The sequence below is a fragment of the Pseudomonas cedrina subsp. cedrina genome (assembly GCF_001983175.1).
Lineage (GTDB): Bacteria > Pseudomonadota > Gammaproteobacteria > Pseudomonadales > Pseudomonadaceae > Aquipseudomonas > Aquipseudomonas cedrina.
Window position 1 is genome coordinate 64,420 of the sequence record NZ_MNPW01000004.1, and the last position, 12,676, is coordinate 77,095.

At 61.3% G+C, this 12,676-nt stretch carries 9 protein-coding genes; 5 read left to right on the forward strand and 4 right to left on the reverse strand.

All coding sequences use genetic code 11. From position 1 onward, the window contains the following. The first annotated feature begins 108 nt into the window (after positions 1–108). Positions 109–1,008, forward strand: a complete 900-nt coding sequence (locus tag BLL36_RS08795) for a TIGR01777 family oxidoreductase (RefSeq protein WP_076951075.1) — start codon at positions 109–111, stop codon at positions 1,006–1,008. 14 nt (positions 1,009–1,022) lie between these two features. Continuing rightward, entirely contained in the window at positions 1,023–2,048 is a 1,026-nt protein-coding gene (gene hemH / locus BLL36_RS08800) for a ferrochelatase (RefSeq protein ID WP_076951076.1), read from the forward strand. Positions 2,049–2,171: 123 nt separating this feature from the next. Here the strand turns inward: hemH and BLL36_RS08805 are convergent, their stop codons facing one another. Continuing rightward, a complete protein-coding gene (locus BLL36_RS08805) occupies positions 2,172–4,268 on the reverse strand; it encodes a TonB-dependent siderophore receptor (protein WP_076951077.1) in 2,097 nt (698 codons plus the stop codon). 112 nt (positions 4,269–4,380) lie between these two features. After that, positions 4,381–5,535: a Do family serine endopeptidase AlgW gene (gene algW / locus BLL36_RS08810; RefSeq protein ID WP_076951078.1), complete on the reverse strand. Its 1,155-nt coding sequence runs from the start codon at positions 5,533–5,535 to the stop codon at positions 4,381–4,383. A gap of 101 nt (positions 5,536–5,636) precedes the next feature. On the opposite strand from algW, the gene BLL36_RS08815 reads away from it, so the two are divergent. From BLL36_RS08815 to cysN, 3 genes are all read left to right on the forward strand, one after another. Beyond that, positions 5,637–6,395 carry a Nif3-like dinuclear metal center hexameric protein gene (locus BLL36_RS08815; protein WP_076951079.1) on the forward strand — a complete coding sequence of 253 codons (759 nt, stop codon included), beginning with the start codon at positions 5,637–5,639 and terminating at the stop codon, positions 6,393–6,395. Between the two features lie 257 nt (positions 6,396–6,652). Next, entirely contained in the window at positions 6,653–7,570 is a 918-nt protein-coding gene (gene cysD / locus BLL36_RS08825; RefSeq protein WP_076951081.1) for a sulfate adenylyltransferase subunit CysD, read from the forward strand. 9 nt (positions 7,571–7,579) lie between these two features. Beyond that, on the forward strand, positions 7,580–9,478 hold the full coding sequence (gene cysN / locus BLL36_RS08830; RefSeq protein WP_076951082.1) for a sulfate adenylyltransferase subunit CysN: 1,899 nt from the start codon (positions 7,580–7,582) through the stop codon (positions 9,476–9,478). A 176-nt stretch (positions 9,479–9,654) separates the two neighbouring features. Here the strand turns inward: cysN and BLL36_RS08835 are convergent, their stop codons facing one another. Both BLL36_RS08835 and pta read right to left on the reverse strand, forming a co-directional pair. After that, positions 9,655–10,554, reverse strand: coding sequence for an acyltransferase (locus tag BLL36_RS08835; protein WP_076951083.1), 900 nt, complete (start codon positions 10,552–10,554; stop codon positions 9,655–9,657). Continuing rightward, the gene (gene pta, locus BLL36_RS08840; RefSeq protein WP_076951084.1) at positions 10,555–12,654 is read right to left on the reverse strand and encodes a phosphate acetyltransferase; all 2,100 of its coding nucleotides are present in this window, start codon (positions 12,652–12,654) and stop codon (positions 10,555–10,557) included. Between the last annotated feature and the right edge of the window lie 22 nt (positions 12,655–12,676).

Here is a 12,676-nt window from a genome sequence, read left to right on the forward strand (position 1 = left end):
CTATGGTTAAAGCTGCGGCTATAACCGAAACCACGCCCGATTACACATTGATCCCTGCTTATAAAATAGACCAGTGATCGGCGGCGAACGTTACATGAGGAGCGTCCCATGCATATTTTGCTGACCGGCGGTACCGGCTTGATCGGTCGCCAACTCTGCCAACACTGGCTTGCCCAAGGGCATCGCCTGACCGTATGGAGCCGTCACCCTGAAGAGGTCGCCGCTTTGTGCGGCGCCCAAGTGTTGGGTGTGGCTCGGCTGGAGGAGGTGATCGGCGCAGTGGACGCGGTCGTCAACCTGGCCGGCGCGCCGATTGCCGATCGTCCCTGGACCCATAAGCGCAAGGCGCTGTTGTGGAGCAGTCGCATCAGCCTCACCGAAACCCTGCTGTCCTGGCTGGAGAGCCATGCGCAAAAACCTGCCGTATTGATTTCCGGATCGGCGGTGGGTTGGTACGGCGATGGCGGCGAGCGCGAACTGAACGAAGCCAGCGGCCCGGTACAGGACGATTTTCCCAGCCAGTTGTGCATCGCCTGGGAAGAAACCGCCCAGCGCGCCGAAGCCCTGGGCATTCGCGTGGTGCTGGTGCGCACCGGCCTGGTGCTGGCCGCCGAGGGCGGCTTTTTGTCGCGCCTGTTGTTGCCGTTCAAACTGGCGCTGGGCGGGCCTATCGGTAACGGTCGACAGTGGATGCCATGGGTGCATATCAAGGATCAAATCGCCCTGATTGATTTTCTTCTGCACAAGCCTGACGCCAGCGGTCCTTATAATGCCTGCGCGCCGCACCCGGTGCGCAATCGCGAGTTTGCCAAGACACTGGGCCAGGTGCTGCACCGCCCGGCGTTCATGCCGATGCCGGCCTTTGCGTTGAAGGTGGGGCTGGGCGAATTGTCCGGGCTGTTGCTGGGCGGTCAGAAGGCGGTACCCGAACGGTTGCTGGCCGCCGGTTTCACTTTCCAGTTCACTGAATTGCGTGCGGCTCTGGACGACGTGTCCAGCCGCCTCTGAAGATAGGATGTTGCATGACGGATCACGCGTTGTTACTGGTCAACCTGGGCTCGCCAAAGTCCACTTCGGTGGCCGATGTGCGCAGCTACCTCAATCAGTTCCTGATGGACCCCTATGTGATCGACCTGCCGTGGCCGGTGCGTCGCTTGCTGGTGTCGCTGATCCTGATCAAGCGGCCCGAGCAGTCGGCCCACGCGTATGCCTCGATCTGGTGGGACGAAGGCTCGCCGCTGGTGGTGCTCAGTCGCCGTCTGCAACAGCAGATGACCACGCAATGGACCCAAGGCCCCGTGGAGTTGGCGATGCGCTACGGCGAGCCGTCCATTGAAACTGTACTCACGCGCCTCGCTGCGCAAGGCATCCGCAAGGTCACCCTGGCGCCGCTGTATCCGCAGTTTGCCGACAGCACCGTGACCACGGTGATTGAAGAGGCCAAGCGGGTCGTGCGTGAGAAGAGGCTGGACGTGCAGTTCTCGATCCTGCAGCCGTTCTACGACCAGCCGGAATACCTTGATGCCCTGGCGGCGAGCGCTCGGTCTTATGTCGAGCAGGATTACGACCACCTGCTGCTGAGTTTCCACGGTCTGCCTGAGCGCCACCTGACCAAGCTCGACCCGACGGGCCAGCATTGCTTCAAGGATGCGGACTGCTGCAAGAACGCCTCTGCCCAGGTGATGAAGACCTGCTATCGCGCGCAATGCTTCAGCGTCGCCCGCGATTTCGCCGAGCGCCTGGGCTTGCCGGATGACAAATGGTCGGTGGCCTTCCAATCGCGGCTGGGCCGCGCCAAGTGGATCGAACCTTACACGGAAGCCCGGCTGGAAGCCCTGGCCAGGCAAGGCGTGAAAAAGCTGCTGGTGATGTGCCCGGCGTTTGTCGCCGATTGCATCGAGACGCTGGAAGAGATCGGCGATCGCGGGCGGGAGCAGTTTCGCGAGGCGGGGGGTGAAGAGCTGGTGCTGGTACCGTGCCTGAATGATGATCCGCAATGGGCGAAGGCGCTTAATACGCTGTGTGAGAGAGCCCCGATTACGCTGTAACCAAGCCTTGTAGTGATCCAATTGTGGGAGCTGGCTTGCCTGCGATAGCGGTCTGTCAGTTAGCTCATCACTGCCTGATACACCGCTATCGCAGGCAAGCCAGCTCCCACATTGTTGATGTCGCTACAGGTTCAAGGTCAGGCTCACCGTGAGGTTGCGCGGCTCACCCGGGTTGATCCAATAGTTGCTATAGGACCGCTCGTAGTACTTTTCATCAAACAGATTGTTGAGGTTCAAGCCCACGGTCACATTCTCCGTGGCCTTGTAGTGGGCCAGCAGATCCACGGTGTGGTACGCCGGCAGCTCGAAACCCGTGCCGGCCTCACCGGAGCGATCGCCCACATAGGTAAACGCCGCGCCCAGGTCTGAACCGCGCAACGCGCCATCCTGGAATTCATACACCCCCAACAGACTGCCGCTGCGCTTGGCCACGCCGAGAATCCGGCTGCCGGCTGGAATGCTTTTATCGCCTTTGGTGACTTCGGCGTCGATGTAGGCAAAGGCACCAATCACCCGTACGGCGTCAGTCACTTGCCCGGTCAGTTGCAGGTCGACGCCCTGACTGCGCGCCTTGCCCACGGCGCGGTTGAGATTGGTGGCCGGGTCCAGCGTGAGCACGTTTTCCTTTTCGATATGGAACGCGGCGAGGGTGGCGCTGAGGCGGTCGTCGAACAGTTCGCTCTTGATCCCCACTTCATAGCCCACACCTTCTTCCGGCTTGAACGGCTTGTTGTCGGCGCCCAGGCCGCTGTTGGGTTTGAACGAGGTGGAGGCGTTGGCGAACACGCCGACTTGCGGCGTGAGCTGATAGAGCAGGCCGGCGCGCTGGGTGAATGCATCGTGGGTCTGCCGGCTTGCAGGTGCGTTGCGTGTGAAGTCATCGATGCTCTGCTCGAAATGCTCGAAGCGCGCACCGACCATGCCGCGCAGGCGATCGGTGAATACGATCTGGTCTTGCAGGTTCAGCGCATGGCTTTTGGTCTGTTCGAAGAAGTCCGTGCCGGAGCGCAGGCCGTTGGGCTTGGCCTGACCGTACACCGGAGTGTAGATGTCGATGGCGTAAGGGCTGCCGCTGATGGCCGTCACACGTTCCTTCTTGCGGTAATCCTCATACTCGGTGCCGACCAGCAGTTCATGCTGCCAACTGCCGATGTCGAACAAACCACGCAGTTCAAGCTGGGTGATGCTGTCGTGCCAACCCATCGAGCGCTCGCGGTAGCGGCGGTTGATCGTCTGGCCATCGGGGTTCAGCGCACGGTTTTCCGAGGCGTCGCCCCACAGGCTGCCTTGTTTGTAGTGGCTGGCCAGGCGCAGTTTCCAGGCGTCGTTGAGGTGGTGCTCAAGCGTGGCCTGGAGGCGGTTGTTATGGTTGTCGATATCGCCATCGTTGGGCTCGCCGAGGAAGGTGGAGCGCGACATACCCGCAGCGTCGACAATGCCACGGTCGAAGGTGGAGCTGTGACGAACGAATTCGCTTTCCACCAACAGGCTGGTGTCCGGGTCCAGTTGCCAGCTGAACGAAGGGGCGACGAATACCCGCTTGCTCTGCACGTGATCGCGAAAGCTGTGGTTGTCTTCCACCGCCAGGTTGACCCGCGACAGCACCTTGCCTTCGCTGTCCAGCGGGGTGTTGACGTCCACGGCGGTGCGGTAGCGGTCCCAACTGCCGGCGCTGGTCTGCAAGGTGGTGAAGGCTTCGGGCTGGGGGTTCTTGGTGACGATATTCACGGTGCCGCCGGGGTCGCCACGCCCGTAGAGGCTGGCGGCGGGGCCCTTGAGCACTTCGATGCGTTCGATATTCGCCGCGTCCGGTGTGCTCGGGTAACCGCGGTTGGCACTGAAACCGTCCTGGTAGAACTCTGACGTGGTGAAACCGCGCACGCTGTATTCGTAGAGGGTGAGGCCACCGAAGTTGTTTTGCTTGGACACACCTCCGGCGAATTCCAGGGCGCGTTCCACGTTGGTGCTGCCCAGATCCTTGAGCACCGTGGCGGGAATCACGCTGATCGATTGTGGGATATCGCGAATGGCCGTGTCGGTTTTTGTCGCGCTGGCGGAACGGGTCGCGCGGTAGCCGGTGACCGGGCCGGTGGCGGATTCATACGCGTCAGTGGTGACACTGATAGCGTCGAGTTCCAGGGTGTTTTCTTCAGCGAAGGCGGGGTCGAGCAGCAAACCCAAGGCCAGGCCAGCCAGGGGGGCAAACTTTCGAGACGGCATGATAGAGCGTTCCAATGTCGATATTGAAACAATATAACATGACCAATGAGAATGAATTGCTTTGAAATATATTCTTACAGGTACCCGCGAACGGGTACCTCGGCCAGACCGCTTATTCTTCTTCCTTGACCGGTGCGGGCGGTGGGCGCAGGCCGATTTCCGCCAGCAACTTGATCTCTTTACCGTTGCGCATCACCTGGATCGCCACTTTGTCGGTCGGCTTGATCCGCGCCACCTGGTTCATCGACTTGCGCCCGTCGCCCGCCGGTTCGCCGTTGATGCTGAGGATCACATCCCCCAGTTGCAGGCCGGCTTTCTGGGCCGGGCCGTCACGAAATATCCCCGCGACCACGATGCCAGGGCGCCCAGTCAAGCCAAACGACTCGGCCAGCTCCTTGGTCAGCGGCTGCACTTCAATCCCCAGCCACCCGCGAATCACCTGGCCGTGTTCGATGATCGACTTCATCACTTCCATCGCCAGCTTTACCGGGATCGCAAAGCCGATGCCCTGTGAACCGCCGGACTTGGAGAAAATCGCGGTATTGATGCCCGTCAGGTTGCCATTGGCATCCACCAGCGCGCCGCCGGAGTTGCCTGGGTTGATCGCGGCGTCGGTCTGGATGAAATCTTCGTAGCTGTTAAGGCCCAACTGGTTACGCCCGGTGGCGCTGATGATGCCCATGGTCACGGTCTGGCCCACCCCGAATGGGTTGCCGATGGCCAGTGCCACGTCACCTACCCGCAAACCGTCAGAGCGGCCCAGGGTGATGGATGGCAGGTTCTTCAAGTCGATCTTCAACACGGCAAGGTCGGTTTCCGGGTCGCTGCCCACCACACGGGCCAGGGTTTCGCGGCCGTCACGCAGGGCCACCACGATCTGGTCGGCGCCGGAGGTCACGTGGTTGTTGGTGAGGATGTAGCCTTCGGGGCTCATGATCACCCCGGAACCCAGGCTGGATTCCATGCGGCGTTGCTTGGGCCCGTTATCGCCGAAATAGCGGCGAAACTGCGGGTCCTCAAATAGCGGATGGGCCGGTTTGTTGATGACCTTGGTGGTATACAGGTTGACCACGGCCGGAGCGGCGATGGTGACCGCATCGGCATACGTGACGGGGCCTTGCACCACCGCGCTGGTCTGCGGCGCCTGTTGCAGGTTCACATCAAGGCTGGGTAGACCCACCAGCCCCGGGAAACGCTGAATAATCAGCATCGCGATCAGCACGCCAGCCAGCAATGGCCATCCAAAAAAACGCAGCGCCTTGAGCATCAAGTAAGTCCTGACAGGTTGCAGGGGGCGGGAGAGCGCCCATAATGTCGCGCATTATACGAGGCTGCGACGCCTGCGAACGGGATATTTAGGAGACTTTTATGGCCGTCCCCCTTACCACCCTCGTCGAGGAAGCGGACCGCTACCTCGGCAGTGCAAAAATTGCCGATTATTGCCCCAACGGCCTGCAGGTCGAGGGGCGCCCGCAGGTGATGCGTATCGTCAGCGGCGTGACCGCAAGCCAAGCCCTGCTGGACGCGGCGGTCGACGCCCAGGCCGATCTGATCCTGGTGCACCACGGCTATTTCTGGAAAGGTGAAAACCCCTGCATCACCGGTATGAAGCAGCGCCGCTTGAAGACGTTGCTCAAGCATGACATCAGCCTGCTGGCCTACCACCTGCCGCTGGACCTGCACCCCGACGTCGGTAATAACGTGCAGCTTGCCAGGCAACTGGACATCACCGTCGAAGGCCCGCTGGACCCGAGCAATCCCAAAGTCGTCGGCCTGGTCGGCTCCCTCGCCGAGCCGCTGTCGCCCCGCGACTTCGCCCGCCGCGTGCAGGAAGTCATGGGCCGCGAACCGCTGCTGATCGAAGGCAGCGAGATGATCCGCCGCGTCGGCTGGTGCACCGGCGGTGGCCAGGGCTATATCGACCAGGCGATTGCCGCCGGCGTCGACCTGTACCTGAGTGGCGAAGCATCAGAGCAAACTTTCCATAGCGCGCGTGAAAACAACATCAGCTTTATCGCCGCCGGCCACCACGCCACCGAGCGTTATGGCGTACAGGCGCTGGGGGATTACCTGGCGCGGCGCTTTGCGCTGGAGCATCTGTTCATTGACTGCCCCAACCCAATCTGATGGCTCTCTCCTGTAGGAGCGAGCTTGCTCGCGAAAAACCCGAGAGCGCCGCGGTCATCCAGAATGCCCGCGTTATCGTTGACAATTTTCGCGAGCAAGCTCGCTCCTACAAGTGTCTGAACGCCCAAACCTGGCGGCATATTCATATACCGTTTCGATCTAGCCCGCGCCCTGATTAGAAGCAGGTGCTGTGCTAGCATGCCCCGCTCGAACACGGCCCGCTGGCCGTCCATAAGATCGTTTTTCCGTGAGTAACCATGGTCGACAAACTGACGCATCTCAAACAGCTGGAGGCGGAAAGCATCCACATCATCCGCGAGGTCGCCGCCGAGTTCGACAACCCGGTGATGCTCTACTCGATCGGTAAAGACTCCGCCGTGATGCTGCACCTGGCACGCAAGGCGTTCTTCCCTGGCAAGCTGCCGTTCCCGGTGATGCACGTCGACACTCGCTGGAAATTCCAGGAAATGTACGCGTTCCGCGACAAAATGGTCGAAGAACTGGGCCTGGACCTGATCACGCACATCAACCCCGATGGCGTGGCGCAGGACATCAACCCGTTCACCCACGGCAGCGCCAAGCACACCGACATCATGAAGACCGAAGGCCTCAAACAGGCCTTGGACATGCATGGTTTCGACGCGGCATTCGGCGGCGCCCGTCGCGATGAAGAGAAATCCCGCGCCAAAGAGCGCGTGTACTCGTTCCGCGACAGCAAGCACCGCTGGGACCCGAAGAACCAACGGCCCGAGCTGTGGAACGTCTACAACGGCAACGTCAACAAGGGCGAGTCGATCCGCGTGTTCCCGCTGTCCAACTGGACCGAGCTGGACATCTGGCAGTACATCTACCTGGAAGGCATTCCGATCGTGCCGTTGTACTTCGCCGCCGAACGCGAGGTGATCGAGAAGAACGGCACGCTGATCATGATTGACGACGAGCGCATCCTCGAGCATCTGTCCGACGAAGACAAAGCCCGCATTGTCAAAAAGAAAGTCCGTTTCCGTACCCTTGGCTGCTACCCGTTGACGGGCGCGGTGGAGTCCGAAGCCGAGACGCTGACGGACATCATTCAGGAAATGCTCCTGACGCGAACTTCCGAGCGCCAGGGCCGTGTCATCGACCACGATGGCGCCGGCTCCATGGAAGATAAAAAACGTCAGGGTTATTTCTAAGGGGTTGTCATGTCGCACGTATCTGATTTGATCAGCGAGGACATCCTCGCCTACCTGGCCCAGCACGAGCGCAAGGAAATGTTGCGCTTCCTGACCTGCGGCAATGTCGACGACGGCAAGAGCACCCTGATCGGGCGTCTGCTGCACGACTCCAAGATGATCTACGAAGATCACCTGGAAGCCATCACCCGCGATTCGAAAAAATCCGGCACCACCGGCGATGACATCGACCTGGCGCTGCTGGTCGACGGCCTGCAGGCCGAGCGTGAGCAGGGCATCACCATCGATGTGGCCTACCGCTACTTCTCCACCGCCAAGCGCAAATTCATCATCGCCGACACCCCCGGCCATGAGCAGTACACCCGCAACATGGCCACCGGTGCATCCACCTGTGACCTGGCGATCATTCTGATCGACGCCCGCTACGGCGTGCAGACCCAGACCCGTCGCCACAGCTTCATCGCCTCGTTGCTGGGCATCAAACACATTGTGGTGGCCGTCAACAAGATGGACATCAATGGTTTTGACCAGAGCGTATTCGAGCAGATCAAGGCCGATTACCTGAAGTTCGCCGACGGTATCGCGTTCAAGCCAAGCACCCTGGCGTTCGTGCCGATGTCGGCGCTCAAAGGCGACAACGTGGTGAACAAGAGCGAGCGTTCGCCCTGGTACACCGGCCAGTCGCTGATGGAGATCCTCGAAACCGTCGAGATCGCCAACGACCGCAACTACACCGACCTGCGCTTCCCGGTGCAGTACGTCAACCGTCCGAACCTGAACTTCCGGGGTTTTGCCGGCACCCTGGCCAGCGGCATCGTGCACAAGGGCGACGAAGTCGTGGTGCTGCCGTCGGGCAAGAGCAGCCGCGTGAAATCCATCGTCACCTTCGAAGGTGAACTGGAGCACGCAGGTCCTGGTCAAGCGGTGACGCTGACCATGGAAGACGAGATCGACATCTCCCGTGGCGACCTGCTGGTACACGCCGACAACGTGCCGCAAGTGACCGACGCGTTCGACGCCATGCTGGTGTGGATGGCCGAAGAGCCGATGCTGCCGGGCAAGAAATACGACATCAAGCGCGCCACCAGCTACGTGCCGGGGTCCATCACCAGCATTGTGCATCGCGTGGATGTGAACACCCTGGCCGAAGGCCCGGCGAGTTCGCTGCAGCTGAACGAGATTGGCCGGGTCAAGGTCAGCCTCGACGCCGCCATCGCCCTGGACGGTTACGACAGCAACCGCACCACCGGCGCGTTCATCGTCATCGACCGCTTGACCAACGGCACCGTGGCCGCCGGCATGATCATCGCCCCGCCGGTCACCCACGGCAGCGCGGCGCAGCATGGCAAGTTGGCCCATGTAGCCACCGAAGAGCGCGCCCTGCGTTTCGGCCAGCAACCGGCGACCGTGCTGTTCAGCGGTTTGTCGGGCGCCGGCAAGAGCACCCTGGCCTACGCGGTCGAACGCAAGTTGTTCGACATGGGCCGTGCGGTGTTCGTGCTCGATGGCCAGAACCTGCGTCACGACCTTAACAAAGGCTTGCCGCAGGATCGTGCCGGTCGCACCGAGAACTGGCGCCGTGCCGCTCACGTGGCGCGCCAGTTCAACGAAGCGGGCCTGTTGACCCTGGCCGCGTTTGTCGCGCCGGATGCCGAAGGCCGCGAACAGGTCAAGGCGCTGATCGGTGCCGAGCGCCTGCTGACGGTCTACGTGCAAGCCTCGCCGCTGGTGTGTGCCGAGCGTGATCCGCAAGGCCTGTACGCCGCCGGTGGGGATAACATTCCGGGCGAGTCCTTCCCGTACGACGTGCCGTTGAATGCCGATCTGGTGATCGACACCCAGGCCCTGTCGCTGGAAGAGAGCGTCAAGCAAGTGCTGGCGTTGTTGCGTCAGCGCGGCGCGATCTAAACCTCGCGGCCACAAAAAAAGCCCGTCACCGAGTCATCGGTGGCGGGCTTTTTCACATCTTCAAGATCGAACTCAATCAATGTGGGAGCTGGCTTGCCTGCGATAGCTGACTTGTCAGTTGATATAGGTGTAACTGACCCACCGCTATCGCAGGCAAGCCAGCTCCCACAGGTTGGTCAGTGTTTGCCTGGGAATTCTGTGTGCAGTCTTTCCAGCAACTGATCCTTCTCTTCCCACAACCGGTTGATCCACCCCTGGAACGCCAACCGATACTCCCCATCCTGCTCATAATTCTTGCCAATGAACTCAGCCGGGATCGGCACTTCCTCAAACTGAACCACGACGTCCTTCACCTTCCCGCACAGCAAATCCCAGTACCCGGGACGCCCGGCAGGGTAGTGAATGGTCACGTTCACCAGCGACTTCAACTGCTCGCCCATGGCGTCCAGCACAAACGCAATCCCGCCAGCCTTGGGTTTGAGCAAATAGCGAAACGGCGAGTTCTGCTGCGCATGTTTGCCGGGTGTGAACCGGGTGCCTTCGGCAAAGTTAAAGATGCCTACCGGATTGTGGCGAAATTTCGCACAGGTTTTGCGCGTGGTTTCCAGGTCCTTGCCTTTCTTCTCCGGGTGTTTCTCCAGGTACGCCTTGGTGTAGCGTTTCATGAACGGAAAACCCAGCGCCCACCAGGCCAGGCCAATCACCGGCACCCAGATCAGCTCCTGCTTGAGAAAGAACTTCAAGGGGCGAATGCGGCGGTTGAGCACGTATTGCAGCACCATGATGTCGACCCAGCTCTGGTGGTTGCTGGTCACCAGGTAGGAGTGTTGATAGTCCAGGCCTTCAAGGCCTTTAAGGTGCCAGCGCGTGCGTTGCACCAGGTTCATCCAGCCCTTGTTGTTGGTCACCCAGGCTTCGTGAGTGTGGTTCATCAGCCATTCGCTGAAGCGCTTGGCAAACGGCAGCGCCTTGAACAGCGCGACGATAAACAGGAACGAACACAGCAGGATCGTGTTCAGCGCCAGCAACAGCGAAGCGATCACCCCGCGCACGGCGGCAGGTAGAAAATCCAGCATTTAGATATCCATAGGTCGGTTGGCGGCTTGGATCGCAGTGAGCGCGATGGTGTACACGATGTCGTCCACCTGGGCACCGCGTGGCAGGTCGTTGACCGGTTTACGCAGGCCCTGCAGCATCGGCCCAAGGCTGACGCAATCGGCGCTGCGCTGTACGGCTTTGTAGGTGGTGTTGCCAGTATTCAGATCCGGGAACACGAATACCGTGGCCTTGCCGGCGACCAGGCTGTCGGGCGCCAGTTGGCGGGCCACGGTTTCGTTGGCGGCGGCGTCGTATTGCAGCGGGCCGTCGATCAGCAGCGAACTTTGCTGTTCGTGGGCGAGCAGGGTGGCTTCGCGGACTTTCTCCACTTCCTCGCCACTGGCCGAATCGCCGCTGGAATAGCTGATCATCGCCACGCGCGGGGTAATGCCGAACGCGGCGGCGGAATCAGCGCTTTGCAGGGCAATTTCCGCCAGCTCCGCGGCGCTCGGGTGCGGGTTCATCACACAGTCGCCGTACACCAGCACCTGCTCCGGGAACAGCATGAAGAACACCGACGACACCAGCGTGCAGCCCGGCGCGGTCTTGATCAACTGCAGGGCGGGGCGGATGGTATTGGCGGTGGAATGAACGACGCCGGAGACCAGGCCGTCCACTTCATCCAAGGCGAGCATCATCGTGGCGATCACCACGGTGTCTTCCAATTGCTGCTCGGCCATCGGCGCGTTAAGGCTCTTGCTCTTGCGCAACGCGACCATCGGTTCGACATAACGCTGGCGGATCAGGTCCGGGTCGAGAATCTCCAGGCCTTCGGGCAGTTCGATGCCTTGGGCGCGGGCGACCGCTTCCACATCCGCCGGCTTGGCCAGTAATACGCAGCGGGCAATGCCACGGGCCTGGCAGATGGCGGCGGCTTGCACGGTCAGCGGCTCGCTGCCCTCGGGCAACACGATGCGCTTGTTGGCGGCCTGGGCGCGCTGGATCAACTGGTAACGGAACACGGCCGGCGACAGGCGCATCTCCCGTGGCGTGCCGCAACGCTGGTGCAGCCAGCGCGCATCGAGGTGGCTGGCGACGAAATCGGTGATGATCTCCGCGCGCTCGCGGTCATCGATGGGGATTTCCTTGTTCAGGCCATTGAGCTGGTTCGCGGTGTCGTAGGAACCGCTGCTCACCGACAGCACCGGCAGCCCGGCCTGGAAAGCGCCTCGGCACAGCTCCATGATGCGCGGGTCGGGCAGGGTGTCGCTGGTCAGCAACAGGCCGGCCAGGGGCACGCCGTTGATCGCGGCCAGGCTGACGGCGAGAATGATATCGTCGCGGTCGCCGGGCGTCACCACCAGCACGCCGGGCTTGAGCAGCTCTACGGTGTTGCGCATGGTGCGCGCGCAGATGATGATCTTGGTCATGCGCCGGGTTTCATAATCGCCGGCGTTGAGAATCTGCGCGCCCATCAGGTCGGCGACATCGCGGGTGCGCGGCGCGTTGAGTTCGGGCTGGTAGGGAATGCAACCGAGCAGGCGGAAATCACCGCTGCGCAACAACGGGGAATGTTCCTTGAGGCGCGCCGAGAAGGCTTCCATGCTCTCGTCGGTGCGCACCTTGTTGAGGATCACGCCGAGCACTTTCGGGTCTTTCGGACCGCCGAACAGTTGAGCCTGCAATTCCACGCGGCCGGAGAGCTCGGTGAGCACTTCGTTTTCCGGGGCCGAGACCAGGATCACTTCTGCATCCAGGCTCTTGGCCAGGTGCAGGTTGACCCGTGCTGCATAGCTGGCGCTGCGGGTTGGCACCATGCCTTCGACGATCAATACGTCCTTGCCCACCGCCGCCTGCTGATACAGCGTGATGATTTCTTCAAGCAGCTCGTCAAGCTGACCGTCGCCAAGCATCCGCTCGACATGAGCCAGCCCCAGGGGTTGCGGCGGCTTCAAGCCGTGGGTGCGCGCGATCAGTTCGGTCGAACGCTCAGGGCCGGTGTCTCCCGGATGCGGCTGGGCAATCGGCTTGAAAAAACCGACTTTCAGGCCAGCTCGCTCAAGGGTGCGCACCAGCCCAAGGCTGATGGAGGTCAGACCCACACCAAAATCGGTGGGCGCGATAAAAAAAGTTTGCATGCGAATTCTCTGGAGTTGCATG